Here is a 26,608-nt window from a genome sequence, read left to right as displayed (position 1 = left end):
ACGTAGACCTCCGCGTCACGCACCGGGGCCCGTCGCCTCCCCGCTCCACGGAGCGGGCGGGGCGACGGGCCCCGGTGTTCGTGCGTCCGCCGCTTCCCGCGGGCACTCCGGCGGGGCCGGCACCGGGCCGGCGCCCCGCCCCAGGGCGCGCCGGACCGCCGCGTCCAGGCCGAGCGGCGCGCCCCGCCGCAGGCCCTCCTCGTACCGTGCGTCGCCGAGGGCGGCGCGGGCGCGTCGTTCGCCCAGCGCACGGGGCGCCCGCGCCGCCCTCGGCGACGCCGGCCCGAACGACGGCCGCCCCGCCGAGGGCCACAGACCGCCCGCCGCGCCCTGGAGCACCGCCGCCTCCCCGGGGTCGCCCTCGTCCAGGGTGACCAGGGCGAGCAGTTCGACGGCCAGGGCGACGCCCAGCAGGTCCCCGAAGGCGTGGCCGATGACCAGGCCCTCCTCCAACAGCCGTCGGGCCCGGGCCGGATCGCCCTCGGACCAGGCCGCGTAGGCGAGCACCAGCAGCGCGTAGGACAGCGCCCAGCGCTCCCCGTGGTCCTCGCACGCCTCGCGCACCTCCTCGCACCACCGCACGGCCTCCGCCACCGCGTCCCGGCCTCCGTCCGGGTCCCCGGGCCCTCCGGCGAGCGGATCGTGCTGGAAGATCAGTGCCGTCGCCAGTTCCACCCGGGCCATCAGCACGTTGCTGTTCAGTTCGCCGATCTCCCGGTAGCGGTCGAGCGCCGAGCGCAGCAGCCGCTCGGCGCGCTCCGCGTCGTCGGCGACCAGCGCCAGCACCCCGGTGCGGTGTTCGGCGTGGGCGACGGCCAAGGCGTCGTCGGTGCGCTCCGCCTCCTCCCGGCACTCGTGCAGCGCGGCGAGGGCCGCCACCGTGTCACCCTGGAGCGCCGCGACGTGGCCGAGCACCCACAGCGCCTTGAGCCGGACGTCCGGCGGGCTCTCGCAGGCCCCCTCGGGGCCGCAGTCGAGTTCCAGCCCGCGTTGGAGCCAGTGCCGGCCCTCGGCGAGTCGACCGCACCCCACCCAGCAGAACCACAGGGTGCCCGCGACGTGCAGGGCCACCGGGGTGCCGCCGGGTTCGGTCAGGGCGTGCTCCAGGGCCGCGCGCACGTTGGGCAGCTCCGCCGCGGCCCGGGCGGCGACCTCCCGCTGCCGCGGGGAGAACCACTCCAGTTCGCACCAGGCGGCCAGCGCCGCGTACCAGTCCAGGTGGCGCCGGCGGAGCCGGGCCGTGTCCCCGGAGCCCTCCAGCCAGTCCGCCCCGTAGGCGCGGACCGTCTCCAGCATCCGGTAGCGCGCCCCCGAGGGCCCGTCCTCGCGGTGCACCACCGACTGGTCCAGCAAGGCGCTCAGCACGTCGAGCACTTCGTCCGGGGGCAGCCCGTCGCCCCCGCACACGTACTCCGCGGCCTCCAGGTCGAAGGTGCCGGAGAAGACCGACAGCCGTGCCCACAGCAACCGCTCCTGCGTGGTGCACAACTCGTGGCTCCACCCGATGGCGGTGCGCAGCGTCCGGTGCCGGGGCAGCGCGTCCCGCCCGCCGCCGGTCAGCAGCCGGAACCGGTCGTCGAGGCGGTGCAGCAACTGCCCCGGGGACAGCGCGGTGAGCCGGCCGGCGGCCAGCTCCACGGCGAGCGGGATGCCGTCCAACCGGCGGCAGATCTCCCGCACGTCCGCCGCGTTGGCCTCGTCCAGCGCGAAGCCGGGCAGGACCGCACCGGCCCGGTCGGCGAACAGGGCCACGGCGTCGCCCTCCGCCAGCGGGGCGAGCGGGACCACCCGCTCGCCCCGCACCCCGAGGGGGCGCCGCCCGGCGGCGAGCACCCGTAGGCCCGGTGCGGCCCGCAACAAGGTGCGGACGAGCCCGGCGCAGCCGTCCACCAGGTGCTCGAAGCCGTCCAGGACCAGGAGGGCCCGTTGCGGCGCGAAGTGGTCCACCAGCACCGCGCGGGCCGGTCGGACCGCGTGCTCGGTCAGGCCCAGGGCCTGGGCCACCGCGTACTCGACGAGTTCGCCGGCGGCCAGCGGGGCGAGGTCCACCAGGCGAGCCCCGTCCGGCAGGGCGCAGGTGGCGGCGGCCCGGGCGACCAGCCGTGACTTGCCGATCCCGCCGGGGCCGACGACGGTCACCAGCCGGGAGTGCGCCGTGGCCTCGCCCAGCAGGGTCAGCTCGGGGGCGCGGCCCACCAGGGCGGTCAGTTCCAGCGGGAGGTCACGGGGCGCCCGGGCGCTGCGCGCAGAATCGTTCGTTCGCCGCCCGTGCCGCGATGTGGGTCGCATGAGCAACGGAGCGTACCCACGCATAAGCGTTACGTACAATCAGTCCAGGTGCGCGCGGGCCCCGTTCGAGGCCCCGCCCCGGGGTTCCCCTCCGCGCGGGCGGGGAATCGCGCGTGCGGAACCCCACCCCCGGCGCGATAGGCTCGTACGACGTCCGTCGGCCACGACCGGCGGCGAACGACCACATACGAGCCCGGCCCGTTCGGGCGCACATCTCAGGGAGCGGTGCACAGTGTCCGGTGGAGAGGTTGCCGGGATCCTGGTGGCCGTCTTCTGGGCGATCCTGGTCTCCTTCCTCGCCGTCGCGCTGGTGAGGTTGACCCAGACGCTCAAGGCGACCACCAAGCTCGTCGCGGACGTGACCGACCAGGCCGTCCCGCTGCTCGCCGGTGCCACCGAGGCTGTGCGCTCCGCCCAGACGCAGCTCGACCGGGTCGACGCCATCGCCTCCGACGTGCAGGAGGTCACCTCGAACGCCTCCGCGCTCTCCACCACCGTCGCCTCCACCTTCGGCGGCCCCCTGGTGAAGGTCGCCGCGTTCGGCTACGGGGTGCGCCGCGCCATCGGACGCAAGGGCGCCGACCCCGAGTCCGCAGCGCCCGCTCCCGCCCAGCCCGCCCAGCGGAACCGCCGCACCGTCATCGTCGGCCGGACCGTGCCCACCGCCCGCCGCGGCCGGCGGAAGAAGGACTGAGACAGCGATGTTCCGCCGTGCGTTCTGGTTCACCGCGGGTGCCGCGGCCGGTGTCTGGGCCACCGCCAAGGTCAACCGCAAGCTCAAGCAGCTCACCCCGGAGAGCCTCGCCGCCCAGGCCGCCGACAAGGCCCTCGACGCGGGCCACCGGGTGCGCGAGTTCGCCCTCGACGTGCGCGCCGGCATGCTCCAGCGGGAGGCCGAACTCGGCGACGCGCTCGGACTCGACGCCCCCGTGGACGGCCCGCCGCGCCGCGCGGCCCTCGACCCCCATCCCCCCGGGCGCCCGACCGCGCCGAAATACCTCGGCTACGGTGCGCGTTCGGACATGTATTCGCACAAGGACAACCGGAATGAGGACCACTGATGGAGTCGGCTGAAATCCGCCGTCGCTGGCTGCGCTTCTTCGAGCAGCGCGGGCACACCGTCGTGCCGTCGGCGTCGCTGATCGCGGACGACCCGACGCTGCTCCTGGTCCCGGCGGGCATGGTCCCCTTCAAGCCGTACTTCCTCGGCGAGGTCAAGCCGCCCCACGCCCGGGCCACCAGCGTGCAGAAGTGCGTGCGCACCCCGGACATCGAAGAGGTCGGCAAGACCACCCGCCACGGCACGTTCTTCCAGATGTGCGGCAACTTCTCCTTCGGCGACTACTTCAAGGAAGGCGCCATCAGCTACGCCTGGGAGCTGCTCACCAGCTCCCTCGCGGACGGCGGCTACGGCCTCGACCCCGAGCGCCTGTGGATCACGGTCTACGAGGAGGACGACGAGGCCGAGCGGATCTGGCGCGACGTCATCGGCGTCCCCGCCGAGCGCATCCAGCGCCTCGGCAAGGGTCCCAACTTCTGGTCCATGGGCGTGCCCGGCCCCTGCGGCCCCTGTTCCGAGATCAACTACGACCGCGGCCCCGAGTTCGGCGTCGAGGGCGGCCCCGCCGTCAACGACGAGCGGTACGTGGAGATCTGGAACCTCGTGTTCATGCAGTACGAGCGCGGCGAGGGCACCGGCAAGGAGGACTTCGAGATCCTCGGCGAGCTGCCCAACAAGAACATCGACACCGGCCTCGGTCTCGAACGGCTCGCCATGATCCTCCAGGGCGTGCAGAACATGTACGAGATCGACACCTCCCGGGTCGTGATCGACAAGGCCACCGAACTCACCGGCGTCGCCTACGGCAAGGCCCACGGGAGCGACGTCTCGCTGCGCGTGGTCTCCGACCACATGCGCACCTCCGTGATGCTCATCGGCGACGGCGTCACCCCCGGCAACGAGGGCCGCGGCTACGTGCTGCGCCGCATCATGCGCCGCGCCATCCGCAACATGCGCCTGCTCGGCGCCACCGGCCCCGTCGTCGGCGACCTCGTGGACACCGTCATCCGGTCCATGGCCGAGCAGTACCCGGAGCTGGAGGACGAGCGCAGCCGCATCGAGTCGGTCGCCCTCGCCGAGGAGGCCGCCTTCCTCAAGACCCTCAAGGCCGGCACCAACATCCTCGACACCGCTGTCACCGAGACCAAGAGCACCGGCGGCAGCGTCCTGCCCGGCGAGAAGGCGTTCCTGCTGCACGACACGTGGGGCTTCCCGATCGACCTCACCCTGGAGATGGCCGCCGAGCAGGGCCTCAGCGTCGACCAGGACGGCTTCCGGCGCCTGATGAAGGAGCAGCGGGAGCGCGCCAAGGCCGACGCCCGCGCCAAGAAGACCGGCCACGCCGACCTCGGTGCCTACCGTGAGATCGCCGACCGCGCGGGCGAGACCGACTTCATCGGCTACGTCGACACCCAGGGCGAGTCCCGGATCGTCGGCATCCTGGTGGACGGCGTGGCCTCGCCCGCCGCCACCGAGGGCGACGAGGTCGAGATCGTCCTGGACCGCACCCCCTTCTACGCCGAGGGCGGCGGGCAGATCGGCGACACCGGCCGCATCCGACTGGACTCGGGCGCCGTGGTCGAGGTCCGCGACTGCCAGAAGCCGGTGCCGGGCGTCTACGTGCACAAGGGCGTCGTCCAGGTCGGCGAGGTCACCCTCGACGCCCCGGCCCACGCCACCATCGACGTGCGCCGGCGCACCGCCATCGCCCGCGCCCACTCCGCCACCCACCTGACCCACCAGGCGCTGCGCGACGCCCTGGGCCCGACCGCCGCCCAGGCCGGTTCGGAGAACCAGCCCGGTCGCTTCCGCTTCGACTTCGGCTCCCCGTCCGCCGTGCCCGGCGCCGTGCTGACCGACGTCGAGCAGCGGATCAACGAGGTGCTCACCCGGGACCTCGACGTCGAGGCCGAGGTCATGAGCATCGACGAGGCCAAGAAGCAGGGTGCCATCGCCGAGTTCGGCGAGAAGTACGGCGAGCGGGTCCGGGTCGTCACCATCGGCGACTTCTCCAAGGAGCTGTGCGGCGGCACGCACGTCCACAACACCTCCCAGCTCGGGTTGGTGAAGCTGCTCGGCGAGTCCTCGATCGGCTCCGGCGTCCGGCGCATCGAGGCCCTGGTGGGCGTCGACGCCTACAACTTCCTGGCCCGGGAGCACACCGTCGTCGCCCAGCTCCAGGAGCTGGTCAAGGGCCGTCCCGAGGAACTGCCCGAGAAGGTCGCGGGCATGCTCGCCAAGTTGCGCGAGGCCGAGAAGGAGATCGAGCGCTTCCGTGCCGAGAAGGTCCTCCAGGCCGCCGCCGGGCTCGCCGAGACGGCCCGCGACGTCCACGGGGTAGCCCTGGTCACCGGGCAGGTGCCGGACGGCACCACCGCCGACGACCTGCGCAAGCTGGTCCTCGACGTCCGCGGGCGCATCCAGGGCGGTCGGCCCGCCGTCGTGGCCCTGTTCACCACGGTCGGCGGCAAGCCGCTCACCGTCATCGCCACCAACGACGGCGCCCGCGCCCGCGGCCTCAAGGCCGGCGACCTGGTCCGCGCCGCGGCCAAGACGCTCGGCGGCGGCGGGGGCGGCAAGCCGGACGTCGCCCAGGGCGGCGGTCAGAACGCCGCCGCGGTCGGCGACGCCGTCGTCGCCGTCGAGCGGCTCGTCGCCGAGACGGCGGCCTGATGCGCCGGGGCCGCAGACTGGCGATCGACGTGGGTGACGCCCGGATCGGCGTCGCCTCCTGCGACCCCGACGGCATCCTCGCCACCCCGGTGGAGACCGTGCCGGGACGCGACGTCCCGGCCGCCCACCGGCGGCTGCGTCAGCTGGTCGACGAGTACGAACCGATCGAGGTCGTCGTCGGGCTTCCCCGCTCCCTGAAGGGCGGGGAGGGCCCGGCGGCGACCAAGGTCCGTGCGTTCGCCGGACGGCTCGCGGCCGCGATCGCCCCCGTCCCGGTGCGTCTGGTGGACGAGAGGATGACCACAGTTACGGCCACGCAGGGACTGCGCGCCTCGGGCGTCACGTCCCGAAAGGGCCGGTCTGTCATCGACCAGGTTGCCGCTGTGGTGATCCTCCAGAACGCTCTGGAGTCCGAACGGGCGTCTGGTCGGGCCCCCGGAGAGGGCGTCGAAGTGGTCATCTGATCGCGATACGGTAACGTTCCGCGCGATGCGACGGTGTTCGAACAGCCGCCGCACAGCAAAGAGGTGGGCGCGAGGGTGCGCCGCGAGCGCCCCCGGCCCGCCTCGCGGCTCGATGGGGACACATGACTGAATATGGCCGGGGCCAGGGCTCCGAACCGTGGTATCCGGAGGACCCGTCGCACGGGGACGTCGGATGGGGAGGGCAGCAGGGCCACCCCGGCCAGTCCCCGCAGACCGGCCAGCAGCAGTACCCGCGGGGCGGTCCGCAGTACGGTGCCGGGCCCTTGGAGCCGCAGTCGGGACACCCGCAGGAGTACGTCCAACAGCAGCACGCCGGCCAGGGCTACGACCAGTGGACCGGGCAGCAGCCCGCCCCGGGGCACTCGGACGGCTACGGCCAGCAGTACCAGGGCGGCTGGGAGGCGGCCCAGCCCGGCCAGATCCCCTACGGCACCGATCCGACCGCGCCGTACGCCGGTCACCCCGAGGCGTACGGGGCCGAGCCCCCCGACTACTACGGCACCCCGGAGGCGTACCCGCCGCCGAGGCCCCCCGCCCACCGGACCGCCGCCCCGGCCCCGCCCGACGAGTCCGCCGGCGACCGGGAGGACTGGGACCCGGCCCGCCCCGACCGGGAGGCCCCGGCCGCCCCACGCCACGCGGACGCGCCGGACGACTACGACTACGAAGACGAAGAACCGCCCGGTCGGTCCGGCGGGCGCGAAGACCGCCGGGGGGGCCGCAGCGGCAAGGAGGGCAAGCGCAAACGCCGCAACGGCTGCGCCTGCCTCCTGGTGACCGCGGTCTTCGTGGGCGGGATCGGCGCCGTCGGCTACTTCGGCTACCAGTTCTACCAGGACCGCTACGGAGCACCCGAGGACTTCGCGGGCGCCGGCACCGACGAGAACGTGTCGGTGGACATCCCCAAGGGTGCGATCGGTTCCCTCATCGGCCAGAAGCTCAAGGAAGCCGGTGTCATCAAGAGCGTCGACGCTTTCACCCAGGCGCAGAACCGGCACCCCCAGGGCAAGAGCATCCAGGACGGCGCCTACATCCTGCGCAAGCAGATGTCCGCGGCCAGCGCCGTGGAACTGATGCTCGACCCGAAGAGCCGCAACAACCTCATCATCGCCGAGGGCCGCCGCAACATCTGGGTCTACGAGCAGATCGACAAGCGGCTCGACCTCCCCGAGGGCACCACCAAGGACGTCGCCCTCACCGAGTGGAAGTCCCTGGGCCTGCCGGAGTGGGCGACCAACGGCGCGGCGAGCCGCAAGGACCCGCTGGAGGGCTTCCTCTACCCGTCGAGCTACCCCGTCGCCGAGGGCGCCGAGCCGGCCGAGGTGCTCAAGAAGATGATCTCCCGTGCGAAGAGCCAGTACGCGGCCCACGACCTCGACGGCAAGGCCCGGGAGCTGGGGTTGAAGGGCCCCCTGGAGCTCATCACGGTGGCCAGTCTGGTCCAGGCCGAGGGCAGGACGCACGACGACTTCAAGAAGATGGCGGCCGTCGTCTACAACCGGCTCAAGCCCGACAACACGGTCACCAACCAGAAGATCGAGTTCGACTCCACCTACAACTACCTGAGGAACCAGAGCAAGCTCGACATCTCCATCAAGGAGATCCGCAACCTCGACCACCCGTACAACACCTACTTCTACAAGGGCCTGCCGCCCGGGCCGATCGGCAACCCCGGCGAGGACGCCCTGAGCGCCGCGCTCGAACCGGACGACGGCGGCTGGATGTTCTTCGTCTCCGTCGACGGCAAGACGACGACCTTCACCGACAACCTGACCGACCACAACAAGCTGGTGGAGGAGTTCAATGCCGGACGCACGAAGGGCGACTGACCGCACCCGGGCGGCCGTCCTGGGCTCGCCCATCGCCCATTCGTTGTCCCCGGTCCTGCACCGCGCCGCCTACGCCGAGCTCGGCCTCGACGCCTGGAGCTACGACCGGTTCGAGGTGGACGAGGCGGCGCTGCCCGGCTTCCTCGCCGGGCTCGGTCCGCAGTGGGCCGGGCTCTCCCTGACCATGCCGCTCAAGCGCGCGGTGATACCCCTGCTGGACGAGGTCAGCGACACCGCCGCCGCGGTCGAGGCCGTCAACACGGTGGTCCTCACCGAGGACGGCCGCCGCACCGGCGACAACACCGACGTCCCCGGCATGGTCGCGGCCCTGCGGGAGCGCGGCGTCGAGACCGTGGACTCCGCCGCCGTGCTCGGCGCCGGGGCCACCGCCTCCTCCGCGCTCGCCGCCCTCGCCCGGATCTGCACCGGTGAGATCACCGCCTACGTGCGCTCCGCCGCCCGGGCGGCCGAGATGCGGCAGTGGGGCGAGCGCCTCGGCATCGAGGTCCGCACCGCCGACTGGGCGGACGCCGCCCGCGCCCTGCGCGCCCCCCTGGTGATCGCCACCACCCCCGCCGGCACCACCGACGCGCTCGCCGCCGAGGTCCCCGAACGCCCGGCCACCCTGTTCGACGTGCTCTACGAGCCCTGGCCGACCGCGCTGGCGGCGCGCTGGTCCGCCCACGGGGGCGCCGTCGTCAGCGGACTGGACCTCCTCGTCCACCAGGCGGTGCTCCAGGTCGAGCGGATGACCGGACGGTCGGCGCCGCTGGCCGCCATGCGCCGTGCGGGAGAAGGGGCGCTCGCCGCCCGCTGAGCCGGCGTGCGCGCCCGGGTCCGGGTGGGACGGCGCCCTTCCGTCGGCGTCCGCCTGCTGGACCTTCGAACGGGCGACCCTCCGGGACGTGCGAGGATCGGGGGAGGCGGGCACAGGACTGCGCACCCGGCCCGGCCGTATCAGTCGCATGCGCGGGTCCACAGGAGGAGCACCGTTGAGCAGGTTGCGCTGGCTGACCGCGGGGGAGTCGCACGGCCCCGCCTTGGTGGCGACGCTGGAGGGTCTTCCCGCAGGCGTCCCGATCACCACGGAGATGGTGGCCGACCACCTCGCCCGGCGCCGCCTGGGCTACGGTCGCGGCGCCCGGATGAAGTTCGAGCGCGACGAGATCACCTTCATCGGCGGCGTGCGGCACGGCCTCACGCTGGGCTCGCCCGTGGCGATCATGGTCGGCAACAGCGAGTGGCCCAAGTGGGAACAGGTCATGGCGGCCGACCCGGTCGACCCGGAGGAACTCGCCGGCTCGGCCCGCAACGCCCCGCTGACCCGTCCCCGCCCCGGTCACGCCGACCTCGCGGGCATGCAGAAGTACGGCTTCGACGAGGCCCGCCCCATCCTGGAGCGCGCCTCCGCCCGCGAGACCGCGGCCCGGGTCGCCCTCGGCGCCGTCGCCCGCTCCTACCTCAAGGAGACCGCGGGCATCGAGATCGTCAGCCACGTCGTGGAACTCGCGGCGGCCAAGGCCCCCTACGGCCTCCTCCCCGTTCCCGGCGACGTCGAGCGGCTCGACGCCGACCCGGTGCGCTGCTTCGACACGGAGGCCTCCAAGGCGATGGTCGCCGAGATCGACCAGGCCCACAAGGACGGCGACACCCTCGGCGGAGTGGTCGAGGTCCTCGCCTACGGCGTCCCGGTCGGGCTGGGCTCGCACGTCCACTGGGACCGCCGCCTCGACGCCCGCCTCGCCGCGGCGCTGATGGGCATCCAGGCGATCAAGGGCGTGGAGGTCGGCGACGGCTTCGAACTGGCCCGGGTCCCGGGCTCGAAGGCCCACGACGAGATCGTGAGCACCCCCGAAGGGCTCAAGCGCTCCACCGGCCGCTCCGGCGGCACCGAGGGCGGCCTCAGCACCGGGGAACTGCTGCGGGTGCGCGCCGCGATGAAGCCCATCGCCACCGTGCCGCGCGCACTGGCCACCGTCGACGTGGCCACCGGCGAGGCCACCAAGGCCCACCACCAGCGCTCCGACGTGTGCGCGGTGCCGGCCGCCGGGATCGTCGCGGAGGCCATGGTCGCCCTGGTCCTCGCCGATGCGGTCGCCGAGAAGTTCGGCGGCGACAGCGTCCCCGAGACCGCCCGCAACGTCCGGTCCTACCTCGACCACCTGCACATCCGGTGACGGCCGTGACCCCGCAGCCCGGGCGCCCGGGCCCGGCGGTCGTGCTGGTCGGCCCGATGGGCGTCGGCAAGTCCACCGTGGGCGCGCTGCTCGCCGACCGGCTCGGCCTGCCCTACCGCGACACCGACGACGACATCGTCGCCGCCGAGGGCCGCCCCGTCTCCGAGATCTTCGTGGAAGAGGGCGAGCCCTACTTCCGGGCCGTCGAGAAGGACGCCGTGCGCACCGCCCTCGCCACCCACGAGGGCGTCCTGGCCCTCGGGGGCGGGGCCGTCCTCGACCCCGGGACCCGGGCCCTGCTCGTCGACCGCCCCGTCGTCTTCCTGTCGATGGACGTGGCGGAGGCGGTCCGGCGCACCGGCCTCGACGTCGCCCGCCCGCTGCTCGCCGTCAACCCGCGCCGGCAGTGGCGCGAGTTGATGGAGGCCCGCCTCCCGCTCTACCGGGAGGTGGCCCGCGTCGTCGTCCCGACCGACGGCCGCGCCCCCGAAGAGGTGGCCGGGGCGGTCCTCGACGCGCTCGGACTGCCCCCAGACCCCTCGCAGGAGAAGACCTCATGACCGCCCAGCAGCCCATCCGCATCCAGGTCGCCGGGACGGCCGGCACCGAACCCTACGAGGTGCTCATCGGCCGTCAGCTCCTCGGCGAACTGGGCCCCCTGGTCGGCGGGCGGGCCAAGCGGGTGGCCGTGATCCACCCCGAGGCGCTGGCCGAGACCGGCGAGGCGCTGCGGGCGGACCTCGCCGAGCAGGGCTTCGAAGCGGTCGCCATCCAGGTGCCCAACGCAGAGGAGGCCAAGACCGCCGAGGTCGCCGCGTACTGCTGGAAGGCGCTGGGGCAGTCCGGGTTCACCCGCACCGACGTGATCGTCGGCGTCGGCGGCGGGGCCACCACCGACCTCGCCGGGTTCGTCGCCGCCAGCTGGCTGCGCGGGGTCCGCTGGATCGCGGTGCCCACCACGGTCCTCGGCATGGTCGACGCGGCCGTCGGCGGCAAGACGGGCATCAACACCGCCGAGGGCAAGAACCTGGTCGGCGCCTTCCACCCGCCGGCCGGGGTGCTGTGCGACCTCGCCGCGCTGGAGTCGCTGCCGGTGCACGACTACGTCTCCGGGCTCGCCGAGATCATCAAGGCGGGCTTCATCGCGGACCCGGTGATCCTCGACCTCGTGGAGGCCGACCCGGAAGCCGCCCGCACCCCGGCCGGCCCGCACACCGCCGAACTGATCGAACGGGCCGTCAAGGTCAAGGCCGAGGTGGTCTCCGGGGACCTCAAGGAGTCCGGTCGCCGGGAGATCCTCAACTACGGCCACACCCTGGCCCACGCCATCGAGAAGAACGAGCGCTACCAGTGGCGGCACGGCGCCGCCGTCGCCGTCGGCATGCACTTCGCCGCCGAGCTGGGGCGCCTCGCGGGACGCCTGGACGACGCGACCGCCGACCGGCACCGCACCGTCCTGGAGTCGGTCGGCCTGCCCCTGAGCTACCGCTACGACCAGTGGCCCAAGCTGCTGGAGACCATGAAGGTCGACAAGAAGTCCCGGGGCGACCTGCTGCGCTTCATCGTCCTCGACGGCCTCGCCCGTCCGGTGGTCCTGGAGGGCCCTGACCCGGCGGTGCTGCTCGCCGCCTACGGGGAAGTCGCCCAGTAGTCCCCTTTCCGCCCCGGACCGGCCGCACGGCCCGGCCCGGGGCGGGTACCGTTCGGCGCGGGGTGCTCCCCGCACGGGCCGACCGCGGGGAACCGGACGGTGCGTTCGGGAACTTCTCCACGACCGCCGTCAGTTGCCCGTAGGAGACGCGGCCCACCGGTCCGACACCCCTCCGGGACGGGCCCGACGAGACGGAGTGGTACCGGATGCACGCAGGGGAAGCGGCGCTGCCGCCGCACGGACGACCGGGGGCCCCGTGGCCGCCTCCCGTTCCCCCGGCCCCGCCCGCCGCCGCCCCGGACTTCCCGCTGCCGCCGCCGGCGCCGCACGGCGCCCCCGGCCGGCCGGCCGGCCCGCCGCCGGTGCCCGCGGGCGCCCCGCCCGTGCCGGAGGCCACCGGGCACGTCCCCCTGCCCCCGGGCGTCCCCGTGGGGAGCCCGCCGCACGGCCCGACCGCCGACCTCTCCACGACGACCCTGGCCGTCCTGCTCATCGGTCCCGCGGGCGCCGGGAAGACCAGCGTCGCCCGGTACTGGGCCGACCGCCGGCGCACCCCCACCGCGCACATCAGCCTCGACGACGTCCGGGAATGGGTGCGCTGCGGCTTCGCCGACCCGCAGGACGGTTGGAACGACCACTCCGAGGCGCAGTACCGGCTGGCCCGCCGCACCTGCGGGTTCGCCGCCCGCAACTTCCTCGCCAACGGCATCTCCTGCGTCATCGACGACGCGGTCTTCCCCGACCGCCCGGTGGTCGGCCTCGGCGGTTGGAAGCGGCACGTGGGGCCCGGGCTGCTGCCGGTGGTGCTGTTGCCGGGTCTGGAAGTGGTGCTGGAGCGCAACGCCAGGCGCCGGGGCAACCGCCGGCTCGGCGACGAGGAGGTCGCCCACATCCACGCCCGGATGGCCGGCTGGTACGGCTCGGGCCTGCCCATCATCGACAACTCCCAGCTGGACGTCGCCGGCACGGCGCGCGCCCTGAACGAGGCGCTGGCCCGGGCCGTCGCCACCCCGCCCCCGGCCTGAGGTGTGCCGGGCCAGCCCGTCCGGACGCGCTGACCGGGCCCTTCGGCGCCTTCGCTCGTAGGCTCGGGACATGGCAGAGACCCACGCGAGCCGCAGGGACCGCCTGCGGGAGCGCATCACGGCCACCGGTACCGCAGCCGTCCTCGTCTCCCGGCCCGCGAACATCCGCTACCTCGCCGGTTCCGCGCCCGTGGGCGCCACCCTGCTGCTGGCCGAGGGCGGCGACCTCCTCGTCCAGGCGGGGCCCCCGGAGCCCCGACCGGGCACCCCCCAGCCCGACGACACCCTCCCGACCCGGACGCTCACCGGGCCCCGTGAGGACAGCGCGGTCACCGCGGCGGCCGTGGCGGCGGGCCGGGGCCTCGACTCGCTGGCCGTCGAGGAGCACCACTTGACCGTGGCCCGGCACCGGGCGGTCACCGCTGCCGCCCCGGGGCTGCGACTGACCGATCTGGGCGGGGCCGTCGAACAGCTCCGACTGGTCAAGGACGAGGACGAGATCAGCTGTCTGCGGATCGCCGCCGAGATCGCCGACCAGGCCCTGAGCGAGCTGCTGGAGTCGATCCTGGTGGGGCGCACCGAGCGGCACCTGGCCCTGGAACTCGAACGGCGCCTGGTCGACCACGGTGCGGACGGCCCCGCGTTCGCCACCTCGGTGGGGACCGGTCCGGACGCGGGCCGGGTGGGCCACCGGCCCACCGACCGGAGGGTCGAGGAGGGCGACTTCCTCTCCGTCTGCCTGGGCGCCGCCTACCGCGGCTACCGGTGCGAGATCGGTCGCACCTTCGTCATCGGCACCTCGCCCGCGGACTGGCAGGTCGAGTTGTACGAGGCCGTTTTCGCCGCTCAGCGGGCCGGACGGGAGGCACTGGCGCCCGGCGCCGCCTGCCGGGACGTGGACGCGGCGGCGCGCCAGGTGTTGGCGGCGGCGGGGCACCGGGAGGGGCTCTCCCCCCGCACCGGCCACGGGGTGGGGCTCGAAAACAACGAGGACCCGCAGCTCGCCCCCTCCGCCATGGGTAAACTGGACGCTCGTGTGCCGGTCACCGTCGAACCGGGGGTTCACCTCCCTGGCCGGGGCGGGGTCCGGATCGATGACACGCTCGTCGTCCGCTCCGAGGCGGACGGCGGACCCGAGCTACTCACCATCACGACCAAGGAGCTGCTGGCGCTCTAGCCTCAGCGCACGCTGAGCCGCCGGACGCGGGCCCCGCTGGTCGTCCACGTCAGTCCAGGAGATTCCGCAACCGTGGCTTCCACGAACGACCTCAAGAACGGCATGGTGCTCAAGCTCGACGGGGGCCAGCTCTGGTCCGTCGTCGAGTTCCAGCACGTCAAGCCCGGCAAGGGCCCGGCCTTCGTGCGCACCAAGCTCAAGAACGTCCTCTCCGGGAAGGTCGTCGACAAGACCTTCAACGCCGGCGTCAAGGTCGAGACGGCCACCGTCGACAAGCGCGACATGCAGTTCTCCTACATGGACGGCGAGTACTTCGTGTTCATGGACATGGAGACCTACGACCAGCTGCACATCGACCGCAAGACGGTCGGCGACGCCGCGAACTTCCTCCTGGAGGGCTTCGAGGCCACCGTCGCGCAGCACGAGGGCAACGTGCTCTTCGTCGAGCTGCCGACCGCCGTCGAGCTGGTCATCGCGGAGACCGAGCCCGGCGTCCAGGGCGACCGCTCCACCGGCGGCACCAAGCCCGCCAAGCTGGAGACCGGCTACGAGATCCAGGTCCCGCTCTTCATCACCACCGGTGAGAAGATCAAGGTCGACACGCGTTCGGGCGACTACCTCGGCCGGGTGAACAGCTAACCGTGGCTGCCCGGAACACGGCCCGCAAGCGCGCCTTCCAGATCCTGTTCGAGGGCGACCAGCGCGGTGCGGACGTCCTGACGGTCCTCGCGGACTGGGTGCGCCACGCACGCACCGACTCCCGGCAGCCGCCGGTCAGCGAGTACACCATGGAGCTGGTCGAGGGCTACGCGCAGCACGCACGGCGCATCGACGAGTTGCTGGCCCAGTACTCCGTGGGATGGACGCTGGACCGGATGCCGGTCGTGGACCGGAACATCCTGCGGCTCGGGGCCTACGAACTCATCTGGGTCGACGGGACGCCCGACGCGGTGGTCCTGGACGAGGCCGTCGAGTTGGCCAAGGAGTTCTCCACCGACGACTCGCCGTCCTTCGTCAACGGACTGCTCGGACGGTTGAAGGAACTGAAGCCCGGTCTGCGCAGGGCGTGACCGGCCGCCCGGTCCCCGTCGATCCCGACGGGGACCGGTGTCGTTCCGCCCCGGCGATCCGCCCGTGCGCACACCGCCGAACGGGTGGTCCGAGGCGCTCGGAGGACGCGGGGCGCGAAAGGGCCGCCCGGGTGGTACGGACCGACCGGTCCGTACCACCCGGGCGGCACGTTTCTGCTGTGCCCTACCCGGGCGGGCGGCTCAGCCCTCCTCGTGGGCCACCGCGCGGCGCGCGTCCGCGTCCAGGACGCCCCAGCCGATGAGCTGGTCGGTGAGGACCGAGGGGGACTGGTCGTAGATCACGGCGAGGGTGCGCAGGTCGTCCTGGCGGATCGACAGCACCTTGCCGTTGTAGTCGCCGCGCTGGGACTGGATGGTGGCGGCGTAGCGCTGGAGCGGGCCCGCCTTCTCGGCCGGGACGTGGGCGAGGCGCTCCAGGTCCAGGACGAGCTTCGGCGGCGGCTCGGCGGCACCGCCGGGCGTGGTGCCGGGCAGGAGCTCCTGCACCGGGACCCCGTAGAAGTCCGCCAGTTCGGCAAGGCGCTGGACGGTCACGGCGCGGTCCCCGCGCTCGTACGAACCGACCACCACTGCCTTCCAACGGCCCTGGGACTTCTCCTCGACGCCGTGGAGTGACAGGCCCTGCTGGGTGCGGATGGCCCGGAGCTTGGCCCCGAGCTGCTTGGCGTATTCGCTGGACATATGGCTCCCCGGACGAAGGCTGGTGACTCACTGTGAGGTTACGCAGCGTGACTTGCATGCGTCAAGCCGAATGGTCAGCACCGACTCTTCCTTGCCTCGCCCCGGGGCGCACGGTGAGGGGGTGAACTGGGGGAACGCGCGGCCTGCTACCGTGGACGGCGCAATTCCGACGTCCTTTAAGGTCCGTCCCGTGAGGCGGAGAAGGAGGTCCGTTTCCTATGGACACCAGCAGCACCGAACGCCCGCACGGCCAGGACGGCTCGGCCCGTCCCGTCCTGGAGGCCCCGGACATCGCCCGGGTGCTCACCCGCATCGCCCACGAGATCGTCGAACGCGCCAAGGGCGCCGACGACGTGGTGCTCCTCGGCGTTCCCACCCGCGGGGTCTTCCTCGCCCGCCGGCTCGCCGCCAAGCTCGCGGAGATCACCGGCCGCGACACTCCGGTCGGCTCCCTCGACATCACCATGTACCGCGACGACCTGCGGATGCACCCGCCGCGCGCCCTGGCGCGCACCGAGATCCCCGGCGAGGGGATCGACGGACGGCTGGTCGTCCTCGTCGACGACGTGCTCTTCTCCGGCCGCACGATCCGAGCCGCCCTCGACGCCCTGAACGACATCGGCCGCCCGCGCGCGGTGCAGCTCGCCGTCCTCGTGGACCGGGGCCACCGCGAGCTGCCCATCCGCGCGGACTACGTCGGCAAGAACCTGCCGACCTCGCTGCGCGAGACGGTCCGGGTCCGGTTGGCGGAGGAGGACGGCCGGGACACCGTCCTGCTCGGGACCAAGCCCGCCGGCCCCGCCGGCTGAGCCCCCGGCACACCGTCCGCGGGAGACCACCGGGTCGCGGCGCAGCACGCCGTCGTGCGCGCCTGCACGGGAACGTTCCGGAACGATCCGGTCCGCTTCCTTCCCCCGGGAGCCCCTCGGCCCCGCACGCCCCGCCCGTCCCCGCACACCGCCGAACCCGCCCACGGAGCATCCAGATGCAGCGTCACCTCATCTCGGCCGCCGACCTCACCCGTGACGACGCCGTCCTCATCCTCGACACCGCCGAGGAGATGTCCCGGGTCGCCGACCGGCCGATCAAGAAACTGCCGACCCTGCGCGGTCGCACCGTCGTCAACTTGTTCTTCGAGGACTCCACCCGCACCCGGATCTCCTTCGAGGCCGCCGAGAAGCGGCTCTCCGCCGACGTCATCAACTTCACCGCCAAGGGCTCCTCGGTCTCCAAGGGCGAGTCCCTGAAGGACACCGCGCAGACCCTGGAGGCCATGGGGGTCGACGCCGTCGTCATCCGGCACGGGGCCTCCGGAGCGCCCTACCGGCTCGCCACCTCCGGCTGGATCGACGCCCACGTCATCAACGCCGGCGACGGCACCCACCAGCACCCCACCCAGGCCCTGCTGGACGCCTTCACCATGCGCCGGCGGCTCGTCGGCCGGGACACCGGGCTCGGCCGGGACCTCGCCGGCAAGCGCATCACGATCGTCGGCGACGTCCTGCACAGCCGGGTCGCCCGCTCCAACGTCGACCTGCTGCACACCCTGGGGGCCGAGGTCACCCTGGTCGCCCCGCCGACCCTGGTGCCGGTCGGCGTCTCGCACTGGCCCTGCGAGGTCTCCTACGACCTCGACCGCGTGCTGCCCAAGTCCGACGCGGTGATGATGCTGCGCGTCCAGCGCGAGCGGATGAACGCCGCCTACTTCCCCACCGAGCGCGAGTACGCCCGCTGGTACGGCCTGGACGCCGACCGGATGGCGCGGATGCCCGAACACTCCATCGTGATGCACCCCGGCCCGATGGTCCGCGGCATGGAGATCACCGCCGAGGTCGCCGACTCGCCCCGCTGCACCGCCGTCGAACAGGTCGCCAACGGCGTCTCCATCCGGATGGCCGTCCTCTACCTGCTGCTCGGCGGCAACGAGCCCGCCGTCACCCACACCCGTACCGAGGAGAAGTAACGACATGAGCAAGATCCTGATTCGCGGTGCCCGGGTGCTCGGCGGCGAGCCGCAGGACGTCCTGGTCGACGGCGAGACCATCGCCGGGGTCGGTACCGGGCTGAGCGCCGAGGGCGCCACCGTGGTCGAGGCGGACGGGCAGGTCCTGCTGCCGGGCCTGGTGGACCTCCACACCCATCTGCGCGAGCCCGGCCGCGAGGACTCCGAGACCGTCCTCACCGGCACCCGCGCCGCCGCGGTCGGCGGCTTCACCGCGGTGCACGCCATGGCGAACACCTTCCCCGTGGCCGACACCGCGGGCGTCGTCGAGCAGGTCTACCGGCTCGGTCGCGAGCACGGCTACTGCGACGTGCAGCCGGTCGGCGCCGTCACGGTCGGCCTCGCCGGCAAGCAGCTCGCCGAACTGGGCGCCATGCACGACTCGGCCGCCGGGGTGACGGTCTTCTCCGACGACGGCAAGTGCGTGGACGACGCGGTGATCATGCGCCGCGCCCTGGAGTACGTGAAGGCGTTCGACGGGGTCGTCGCCCAGCACGCCCAGGAGCCCCGGCTCACCGAGGGCGCCCAGATGAACGAGGGCGTCGTCTCCGCCGAGCTCGGTCTCGGCGGCTGGCCCGCCGTCGCCGAGGAGTCGATCATCGCCCGGGACGTGCTGCTCGCCGCGCACGTCGGCTCCCGGGTCCACATCTGCCACCTCTCCACCGCCGGCTCGGTGGAGATCGTCCGCTGGGCGAAGTCCAAGGGCTGGGACGTCACCGCCGAGGTCACCCCGCACCACCTGCTCCTCACCGACGAGCTGGTGCGCACCTACAACCCGGTCTACAAGGTGAACCCGCCGCTGCGCACCGAGGCCGACGTGCTGGCCCTGCGCGAGGCGCTCGCCGACGGCACCATCGACTGCGTGGCCACCGACCACGCCCCCCACCCGCACGAGGACAAGGACTGCGAGTGGGCCGCCGCCGCCATGGGCATGGTGGGCCTGGAGACCGCGCTCTCCGTGGTCCAGCACACCATGGTCGACTCCGGACTGCTCGACTGGGCGCAGGTCGCCGACCGGATGTCGGTGCGTCCCGCCCAGATCGGACGCCTCGCCGGACACGGCCGCCCCGTCTCGGTGGGCGAGCCCGCCAACCTGACCCTGGTCGATCCCGCTTACCGTGGGACCGTGGACCCCGCGGGCTTCGCCTCCCGCAGCCGCAACACCCCGTACCAGGGGCGCGAGCTGCCGGGACGCGTCACCCACACCTGGCTGCGGGGCCGTGCCACGGTCGTCGACGGGAAGCTCGTGTGATGTCTCACCCCCTGCGCAGTGCCGAACTCCTCACCGTGCTCGCCACCGAGCGGAAATCGGCTGAGGTCACCGACTGGGCCGCCCGCATCGGCTGGCTCGTCGGCCTGGTCCTCTTCGTCGCCCTCGTGTACTGGCTGATGCGCGAGGGGTGGAAGTGGCGCGGCACCCTCCAGGGCGACCTGCCCCCGCTCCCCGAGGCGCCCGCCGACCCCGGCACCCCCCGCCTCACCCTGCACGGCCGCTACCACGGCTCCACCACCGCCGGGCAGTGGCTCGACCGGATCGTCGCCCACGGCCTCGGCGCCCGCTCGCGGGCCGAGCTGACCCTCACCGACGCGGGCCTGGCCGTGGTCCGCCCCGGGGCGAACGACTTCTTCGTCCCCGCGGACCGCCTGCGCGGGGCCCGGCTCGACAAGGGAATCGCGGGCAAGGTCCTCGCCGAGGGCGGACTGCTCGTCCTCACCTGGCAGCACGGCGACCGCCTGATCGACTCGGGCTTCCGCTCCGACCGGGCCGCCGAGCACCCCGCCTGGGTCGAGGCCCTGGGCGCCCCCGTCGACCCCCACCGCCCCACCGAGGGCACCCCCCTGCACACCACCACCACGGAAGGCGCGGACCGATGAGCGCGCAGACAGCGCAGCCGACCTCCACCAGGGGAACCCGGGTTCCCGCCGTACTCGTCCTGGAGGACGGCCGCGTCTTCCGGGGCCGTGCGTACGGAGCGGTCGGCCAGACCTTCGGCGAGGCGGTGTTCTCCACCGGCATGACCGGCTACCAGGAGACCCTCACCGACCCCTCGTACCACCGGCAGGTCGTCGTGATGACGGCCCCGCACATCGGCAACACCGGCGTCAACGACGAGGACCCCGAGTCCGGCCGCATCTGGGTCGCCGGCTACGTGGTCCGCGACCCCGCCCGGACGCCCTCCAACTGGCGCTCCCGCCGCTCCCTGGACGAGGAACTCGCCGCCCAGGGCGTCGTCGGGATCTCCGGCGTCGACACCCGCGCCCTCACCCGCCACCTGCGCGAGCGCGGCGCCATGCGGGTCGGGATCTTCTCCGGCAACGCCCTGCCGGACGAGGGCACCATGCTGGCCGAGGTCCGTCAGGCCCCGGAGATGACGGGCGCCGACCTCTCCGCGGAGGTGGCCACCCGCGAGGCGTACGTGGTCCCCGCGATCGGCGAGAAGCGCTTCACCGTCGCCGCGGTCGACCTCGGCATCAAGGGCATGACCCCGCACCGGATGGCCGAGCGCGGCATCGAGGTGCACGTGCTGCCCGCCACCGCCACCGTCGACGACGTGTACGCGGTCCGGCCCGACGGGGTGTTCTTCTCCAACGGCCCCGGCGACCCCGCCACCGCCGACCACCCGGTCGCCGTGATGCGCGCGGTCCTGGACCGCGGCACCCCGCTGTTCGGGATCTGCTTCGGCAACCAGATCCTCGGCCGGGCCCTCGGCTTCGGCACCTACAAGCTGAAGTACGGCCACCGGGGCATCAACCAGCCCGTCCAGGACCGCACCACCGGCAAGGTCGAGGTCACCGCCCACAACCACGGCTTCGCCGTGGACGCCCCCCTCGACCGGGTCAGCGACACCCCCCACGGTCGCGCCGAGGTCTCCCACGTCTGTCTGAACGACCAGGTCGTCGAGGGGCTGCGGCTCCTCGACAAGCCCGCGTTCAGTGTCCAGTACCACCCCGAAGCCGCCGCGGGTCCGCACGACGCCGCCTACCTGTTCGACCGCTTCGTCACCCTGATGGAGGGCCAGCGTGCCTAAGCGCACCGATATCCAGTCCGTCCTGGTCATCGGCTCCGGCCCGATCGTCATCGGTCAGGCCGCCGAGTTCGACTACTCCGGCACCCAGGCGTGCCGTGTCCTCAAGGCCGAGGGCCTGCGCGTCGTCCTGGTGAACTCCAACCCGGCGACGATCATGACCGACCCGGAGATCGCCGACGCCACCTACGTCGAGCCGATCACCCCCGAGTTCGTCGAGAAGATCATCGCCAAGGAGCGCCCCGACGCCCTGCTGCCCACCCTCGGCGGGCAGACCGCCCTCAACACCGCCATCTCGCTGCACGAGGCGGGCACCCTCGACAAGTACGGCGTCGAGCTGATCGGCGCCAACGTCGAGGCCATCAACAAGGGCGAGGACCGCGAACTCTTCAAGGAGGTCGTGGAGGCCGTCCGCGCCAAGATCGGGCACGGCGAGTCCGCCCGCTCGGTGATCTGCCACTCCATGGAGGACGTCCTCGCCGGCGTGGACGCCCTCGGCGGCTACCCCGTCGTCGTCCGCCCCTCCTTCACCATGGGCGGCGCCGGCTCCGGCTTCGCCCACGACGAGGAGGAGCTGCGCCGCATCGCCGGCCAGGGCCTCACCCTCTCGCCGACCACCGAGGTGCTCCTGGAGGAGTCCATCCTCGGCTGGAAGGAGTACGAGCTGGAGCTGATGCGCGACAAGCACGACAACGTCGTCGTCGTGTGCTCCATCGAGAACTTCGACCCCATGGGCGTGCACACCGGCGACTCGATCACCGTCGCCCCGGCGATGACCCTCACCGACCGCGAGTACCAGATCCTGCGGGACATCGGCATCGCCGTGATCCGCGAGGTGGGCGTGGACACCGGCGGCTGCAACATCCAGTTCGCGGTCAACCCCGAGGACGGCCGGGTCATCGTCATCGAGATGAACCCCCGGGTCTCCCGCTCCTCCGCCCTGGCCTCCAAGGCGACCGGCTTCCCCATCGCCAAGATCGCCGCCAAGCTCGCCGTGGGGTACACCCTCGACGAGATCCCCAACGACATCACCGAGCAGACCCCCGCGTCCTTCGAGCCCACCCTCGACTACGTGGTCGTCAAAGCGCCCCGGTTCGCCTTCGAGAAGTTCCCCTCCGCCGACTCCACCCTCACCACCACCATGAAGTCGGTGGGCGAGGCCATGGCCATGGGCCGCAACTTCACCGAGGCCCTCCAGAAGGCGCTGCGCTCGCTGGAGAAGAAGGGCAGCCAGTTCACCTTCGTGGGCGAGCCCGGCGACAAGGCCGAGCTGCTGCGCGAGGCGGTGCGCCCCACCGACGGCCGGATCAACGCCGTCATGCAGGCCGTCCGCGCCGGCGCCACCCCCGAAGAGGTCTTCGAGGCCACCAAGATCGACCCCTGGTTCGTCGACCAGCTCTTCCTGATCAAGGAGATCGCCGACGAGTTGGCGGCCGTCGACCGGCTGGAGCCCGAGCTGCTGGCCGAAGCCAAGCGGCACGGCTTCTCCGACGCCCAGATCGCCGAGATCCGCGGACTGCGCGAGGACGTCGTCCGCGAGGTCCGGCACGCCCTCGGGGTGCGCCCGGTCTACAAGACCGTCGACACCTGCGCCGCCGAGTTCGCCGCGCGGACCCCGTACTTCTACTCCTCCTACGACGAGGAGACCGAGGTCGCCCCGCGCGAGAAGCCCGCGGTGATCATTCTCGGCTCCGGCCCCAACCGCATCGGCCAGGGCATCGAGTTCGACTACTCCTGCGTGCACGCCTCCTTCGCGCTCAGCGACGCCGGATACGAGACCGTCATGGTCAACTGCAACCCGGAGACCGTCTCCACCGACTACGACACCTCCGACCGGCTCTACTTCGAGCCGCTCACCCTGGAGGACGTCCTGGAGATCGTCCACGCCGAGTCCCTCGCCGGACCGATCGCGGGCGTCGTCGTCCAGCTCGGCGGCCAGACCCCGCTGGGCCTGGCCCAGGCGCTCAAGGACAACGGCGTGCCGATCGTCGGCACGCCCCCGGAGGCCATCCACGCCGCCGAGGACCGCGGCGCCTTCGGCCGGGTCCTGGCCGAAGCCGGACTGCCCGCCCCCAAGCACGGCACCGCCACCACCTTCGCCGAGGCCAAGGCCATCGCCGACGAGATCGGCTACCCGGTCCTGGTGCGCCCCTCCTACGTGCTCGGCGGGCGCGGCATGGAGATCGTCTACGACGAGGTCCGGCTCTCCTCGTACATCGCCGAGTCCACCGAGATCAGCTCCTCCCGCCCGGTCCTGGTGGACCGCTTCCTCGACGACGCCATCGAGATCGACGTGGACGCCCTCTACGACGGCGAGGAGCTCTACCTCGGCGGCGTGATGGAGCACATCGAGGAGGCCGGCATCCACTCCGGCGACTCGGCGTGCGCCCTGCCCCCGATCACCCTCGGCGGGTTCGACATCAAGCGGCTGCGCGCCTCCACCGAGGCCATCGCCAAGGGCGTCGGGGTCCGCGGGCTCATCAACATCCAGTTCGCCATGGCCGGGGACATCCTCTACGTCCTGGAGGCCAACCCGCGCGCCTCCCGGACCGTGCCCTTCACCTCCAAGGCCACCGCCGTCCCGCTCGCCAAGGCCGCCGCCCGGATCTCGCTGGGGGCGACCGTCGCCGAACTGCGGGCCGAGGGACTGCTCCCGGCCCAGGGCGACGGCGGCACCCTGCCGCTGGACGCGCCGATCTCCGTCAAGGAGGCCGTCATGCCGTGGTCGCGGTTCCGCGACATCCACGGCCGCGGCGTGGACACCGTGCTCGGTCCGGAGATGCGCTCCACCGGCGAGGTCATGGGCATCGACTCCGTCTTCGGCACCGCCTACGCCAAGTCGCAGGCCGGGGCGTACGGCCCGCTGCCCACCAAGGGCCGCGCCTTCATCTCGGTCGCCAACCGCGACAAGCGATCGATGATCTTCCCGGCCCGGGAGCTGGTCGCCCACGGCTTCGAACTGCTCGCCACCTCCGGCACCGCCGAGGTCCTCAAGCGCAACGGCATCAACGCCACGGTGGTGCGCAAGCAGTCCGAGGGCGAGGGCCCCAACGGCGAGCGGACCATCGTCCAGCTCATCCACGACGGCGAGGTCGACCTCATCGTCAACACGCCCTACGGCACCGGGGGCCGGCTCGACGGCTACGACATCCGCACCGCGGCCGTCGCCCGGTCGGTGCCCTGCCTCACCACCGTGCAGGCGCTCGCCGCCGCCGTCCAGGGCATCGACGCGCTGCACCACGGCGACGTCGGCGTGCGCTCGCTCCAGGAGCACGCGCAGCAACTGACCGCGGCCCGGGACTGATCCCGGAGCGCGGGCCGGCCCTCGACGGGGCCGGCCCGCGCCCGCCGCACGGCACCGCCCCCGGGGGCACCGGAAACGGTGCCCCCGTTCCATGACCCGCGCCCGTCCGGCGCCCCGCCCCCCGGACCGAGGGACCCACCACCGTGTACCAGCTCCTCTTCCACCACCTGTTCCGGCGCCTGGACCCCGAACAGGCCCACCACCTGGCCGTCGGCTGGATCCGGCTGGCGGCCCGCACCCCCGTGCTGCGGACCTTCGTCGCCGGCTACCTCGCCCCGCGCCACCGCGAACTGCGCACCGAGGCGCTCGGGCTGCGGCTGCACAGCCCCTTCGGCCTGGCCGCCGGCTTCGACAAGAACGCGATCGCCGTGGACGGCCTGGCGATGCTGGGCTTCGACCACGTCGAGATCGGCACCGTCACCGGGGAGCCGCAGCCCGGCAACCCCCGCACCCGCCTCTTCCGGCTGACCGCCGACCGGGCGCTGATCAACCGCATGGGCTTCAACAACGAGGGCTCGGCGGCCGTAGCGGCCCGGCTCGACGCCCGCCGCGAGGTGTTCCGCACCACCGTGGGCGTCAACATCGGCAAGACCAAGGTCGTCCCGGAGGCGGAGGCCGTCGCCGACTACGTGAAGTCCACCGAACGGCTCGCCCGCCACGCCGACTACCTCGTCGTCAACGTGTCCTCGCCGAACACCCCCGGACTGCGCGACCTCCAGGCCGTCGACCACCTGCGCCCGCTGCTCACCGCGGTCCGCGAGGCCGCCGACCGCTCGGTCACCGGCCGCCGGGTGCCGCTCCTGGTGAAGATCGCGCCCGACCTCGCCGACGCGGACGTCGACGCCGTCGCCGACCTCGCCGTGGAGCTGGGCCTGGACGGCATCATCGCCACCAACACCACCGTCGCCCGCGAGGGCCTCGGGCTGCGCAGCGACCCCGCGCTGCTCGCCGAGGCCGGCGGACTGTCCGGCGCCCCGCTGAAGGAGCGCTCGCTGGAGGTCCTGCGCCGGCTGTACGCCCGGGTGGGCGACCACATCACCCTGATCGGGGTCGGCGGCGTCGAGGACGCGGAGGACGTCTGGCAGCGCATCCTGGCCGGCGCCACCCTGGTGCAGGGGTACAGCGCGTTCATCTACCGGGGCCCGGCCTGGGCCCGGGGCATCCACCGCGGACTCGCCGCCCGACTGGCCGCCTCCCCGTACGCCACCCTCGCCGAGGCCGTCGGCGCCGACTCCCGGAGGTCCGCATGACCGACACCGCCCCCGCCGCCCCCACGGCGCCCTTCGGCAGCCGGCTGCGCCGGGCGATGGACGCCCGCGGCCCGCTCTGCGTGGGCATCGACCCGCACGCCTCCCTGCTGACCTCCTGGGGGCTCGGCGACGACCTGGCCGGGCTGGAGCGCTTCAGCCGCACGGTGGTCGAGGCGCTGGCCGACCGGGTCGCGGTGCTGAAGCCGCAGAGCGCGTTCTTCGAGCGGTTCGGCTCCCGCGGCGTCGCGGTGCTGGAGACCTGCGTGGCCGAGGCCCGCGCGGCCGGGGCCCTGGTGCTGATGGACGCCAAGCGCGGGGACATCGGCTCGACCATGGCCGCGTACGCCGACACCTTCCTGCGCCCGGACGCCCCGCTGTTCTCGGACGCCCTGACGGTCTCGCCGTACCTGGGCTACGGCGCGCTGGCGCCGGCGGTCGAGCTGGCCCGGGAGAGCGGCGCCGGACTGTTCGTGCTGGCGCTGACCTCCAACCCGGAGGGTGCCGAGGTGCAGCACGCGGTGCGCGGGGACGGGCGCACCGTCGGGTCCACGATGCTGGCGCACCTCGCCGCGGAGAACGCGCCCGAGGTGGCCGGCGGAGCCCGCCTGGGTTCCTTCGGGGCGGTCGTGGGGGCGACCCTCGCGGACCTGTCCGCCGAGGACCTGGCGATCGACGGGCCGCTGCTGGCGCCCGGCATCGGTGCCCAGGGGGCGACCCCGGCGGACCTGCCCCGGGTCTTCGGGTCGGCGGTGCACCAGGTGGTGCCCAACGTCAGTCGCGGGGTGCTGCGGCACGGCCCGGACCCGGCGGCCCTGCGGTCGTCGGCGGACCGCTTCGCCGACGAGGTCCGCGAGGCGGTCGGGCGGGGCTGACCGCCTGCTCCGCCCC

The 26,608-nt window shown here is 73.2% G+C and carries 23 protein-coding genes; 21 read left to right on the top strand and 2 right to left on the bottom strand.

Annotation, left to right across the window (positions count from 1 at the left end; translation table 11 throughout):
* Window positions 1-15: 15 nt before the first annotated feature.
* The gene (locus ACSMX9_RS02940) at window positions 16-2,289 is read right to left on the bottom strand and encodes an ATP-binding protein (RefSeq protein WP_445399732.1); all 2,274 of its coding nucleotides are present in this window, start codon (window positions 2,287-2,289) and stop codon (window positions 16-18) included.
* Window positions 2,290-2,521: 232 nt separating this feature from the next.
* Here ACSMX9_RS02940 and ACSMX9_RS02935 point away from each other — a divergent pair, with 232 nt between their 5' ends.
* The 13 genes from ACSMX9_RS02935 (at window position 2,522) to nusB (ending at window position 15,436) form a co-directional block, all read left to right on the top strand.
* Entirely contained in the window at window positions 2,522-2,983 is a 462-nt protein-coding gene (locus tag ACSMX9_RS02935) for a DUF948 domain-containing protein (RefSeq protein ID WP_445399730.1), read from the top strand.
* Between the two features lie 7 nt (window positions 2,984-2,990).
* Complete coding sequence (locus tag ACSMX9_RS02930) at window positions 2,991-3,350, top strand: hypothetical protein (RefSeq protein WP_445399728.1); 360 nt, start codon at window positions 2,991-2,993, stop codon at window positions 3,348-3,350.
* Window positions 3,350-6,022, top strand: a complete 2,673-nt coding sequence (gene alaS, locus ACSMX9_RS02925; protein WP_445399726.1) for an alanine--tRNA ligase — start codon at window positions 3,350-3,352, stop codon at window positions 6,020-6,022. Before ACSMX9_RS02930 ends, alaS begins: the two co-directional genes overlap by 1 nt.
* The gene (gene ruvX, locus ACSMX9_RS02920) at window positions 6,022-6,486 is read left to right on the top strand and encodes a Holliday junction resolvase RuvX (RefSeq protein ID WP_351240519.1); all 465 of its coding nucleotides are present in this window, start codon (window positions 6,022-6,024) and stop codon (window positions 6,484-6,486) included. Before alaS ends, ruvX begins: the two co-directional genes overlap by 1 nt.
* Before the next feature lie 122 nt (window positions 6,487-6,608).
* On the top strand, window positions 6,609-8,336 hold the full coding sequence (gene mltG, locus ACSMX9_RS02915) for an endolytic transglycosylase MltG (RefSeq protein ID WP_445399725.1): 1,728 nt from the start codon (window positions 6,609-6,611) through the stop codon (window positions 8,334-8,336).
* On the top strand, window positions 8,311-9,153 hold the full coding sequence (locus tag ACSMX9_RS02910; RefSeq protein WP_445399723.1) for a shikimate dehydrogenase: 843 nt from the start codon (window positions 8,311-8,313) through the stop codon (window positions 9,151-9,153). The genes mltG and ACSMX9_RS02910 overlap by 26 nt, the downstream gene beginning before the upstream one ends.
* 175 nt (window positions 9,154-9,328) lie before the next feature.
* The gene (aroC, locus tag ACSMX9_RS02905) at window positions 9,329-10,513 is read left to right on the top strand and encodes a chorismate synthase (protein ID WP_445399721.1); all 1,185 of its coding nucleotides are present in this window, start codon (window positions 9,329-9,331) and stop codon (window positions 10,511-10,513) included.
* A 56-nt stretch (window positions 10,514-10,569) separates the two neighbouring features.
* Window positions 10,570-11,073 (top strand): shikimate kinase, encoded by a 504-nt coding sequence (locus ACSMX9_RS02900; protein ID WP_445402871.1) that lies wholly within the window; start codon window positions 10,570-10,572, stop codon window positions 11,071-11,073.
* Entirely contained in the window at window positions 11,070-12,164 is a 1,095-nt protein-coding gene (aroB, locus tag ACSMX9_RS02895) for a 3-dehydroquinate synthase (protein WP_351240524.1), read from the top strand. The genes ACSMX9_RS02900 and aroB overlap by 4 nt, the downstream gene beginning before the upstream one ends.
* A gap of 206 nt (window positions 12,165-12,370) precedes the next feature.
* Window positions 12,371-13,189, top strand: coding sequence for an AAA family ATPase (locus tag ACSMX9_RS02890; protein WP_445399719.1), 819 nt, complete (start codon window positions 12,371-12,373; stop codon window positions 13,187-13,189).
* Window positions 13,190-13,259: 70 nt separating this feature from the next.
* Complete coding sequence (locus ACSMX9_RS02885) at window positions 13,260-14,366, top strand: aminopeptidase P family protein (protein ID WP_445399717.1); 1,107 nt, start codon at window positions 13,260-13,262, stop codon at window positions 14,364-14,366.
* Window positions 14,367-14,438: 72 nt separating this feature from the next.
* Window positions 14,439-15,005, top strand: coding sequence for an elongation factor P (gene efp / locus ACSMX9_RS02880; RefSeq protein ID WP_351240530.1), 567 nt, complete (start codon window positions 14,439-14,441; stop codon window positions 15,003-15,005).
* Window positions 15,006-15,007: 2 nt separating this feature from the next.
* Window positions 15,008-15,436: a transcription antitermination factor NusB gene (gene nusB / locus ACSMX9_RS02875; protein WP_445399715.1), complete on the top strand. Its 429-nt coding sequence runs from the start codon at window positions 15,008-15,010 to the stop codon at window positions 15,434-15,436.
* A gap of 201 nt (window positions 15,437-15,637) precedes the next feature.
* Here nusB and bldD read toward each other — a convergent pair whose 3' ends face one another.
* Entirely contained in the window at window positions 15,638-16,138 is a 501-nt protein-coding gene (bldD, locus tag ACSMX9_RS02870) for a transcriptional regulator BldD (RefSeq protein WP_351240534.1), read from the bottom strand.
* Between the two features lie 218 nt (window positions 16,139-16,356).
* Between bldD and pyrR the strand changes: the two genes are divergently transcribed.
* The 8 genes from pyrR to pyrF all read left to right on the top strand — a co-directional run bounded on the left by pyrR (window position 16,357) and on the right by pyrF (window position 26,592).
* Window positions 16,357-16,947, top strand: a complete 591-nt coding sequence (gene pyrR, locus ACSMX9_RS02865) for a bifunctional pyr operon transcriptional regulator/uracil phosphoribosyltransferase PyrR (protein ID WP_445399713.1) — start codon at window positions 16,357-16,359, stop codon at window positions 16,945-16,947.
* Between the two features lie 176 nt (window positions 16,948-17,123).
* On the top strand, window positions 17,124-18,101 hold the full coding sequence (locus ACSMX9_RS02860; protein ID WP_351240538.1) for an aspartate carbamoyltransferase catalytic subunit: 978 nt from the start codon (window positions 17,124-17,126) through the stop codon (window positions 18,099-18,101).
* Window positions 18,102-18,105: 4 nt separating this feature from the next.
* Complete coding sequence (locus ACSMX9_RS02855) at window positions 18,106-19,392, top strand: dihydroorotase (RefSeq protein WP_351240540.1); 1,287 nt, start codon at window positions 18,106-18,108, stop codon at window positions 19,390-19,392.
* Complete coding sequence (locus ACSMX9_RS02850; protein ID WP_351240542.1) at window positions 19,392-20,015, top strand: PH-like domain-containing protein; 624 nt, start codon at window positions 19,392-19,394, stop codon at window positions 20,013-20,015. Before ACSMX9_RS02855 ends, ACSMX9_RS02850 begins: the two co-directional genes overlap by 1 nt.
* Window positions 20,012-21,169 carry a glutamine-hydrolyzing carbamoyl-phosphate synthase small subunit gene (carA, locus tag ACSMX9_RS02845; RefSeq protein ID WP_445399711.1) on the top strand — a complete coding sequence of 386 codons (1,158 nt, stop codon included), beginning with the start codon at window positions 20,012-20,014 and terminating at the stop codon, window positions 21,167-21,169. Before ACSMX9_RS02850 ends, carA begins: the two co-directional genes overlap by 4 nt.
* Window positions 21,162-24,470: a carbamoyl-phosphate synthase large subunit gene (carB, locus tag ACSMX9_RS02840; protein WP_445399709.1), complete on the top strand. Its 3,309-nt coding sequence runs from the start codon at window positions 21,162-21,164 to the stop codon at window positions 24,468-24,470. Before carA ends, carB begins: the two co-directional genes overlap by 8 nt.
* Before the next feature lie 143 nt (window positions 24,471-24,613).
* On the top strand, window positions 24,614-25,720 hold the full coding sequence (locus ACSMX9_RS02835) for a quinone-dependent dihydroorotate dehydrogenase (protein WP_445399707.1): 1,107 nt from the start codon (window positions 24,614-24,616) through the stop codon (window positions 25,718-25,720).
* Complete coding sequence (pyrF, locus tag ACSMX9_RS02830; RefSeq protein WP_445399706.1) at window positions 25,717-26,592, top strand: orotidine-5'-phosphate decarboxylase; 876 nt, start codon at window positions 25,717-25,719, stop codon at window positions 26,590-26,592. The genes ACSMX9_RS02835 and pyrF overlap by 4 nt, the downstream gene beginning before the upstream one ends.
* Window positions 26,593-26,608 lie beyond the last annotated feature (16 nt).

The sequence above is a fragment of the Streptomyces sp. LE64 genome (genome assembly GCF_052606915.1).
Note: the sequence above shows the minus strand (reverse complement) of the source record. Positions and strands in the feature narration are given on the sequence as shown.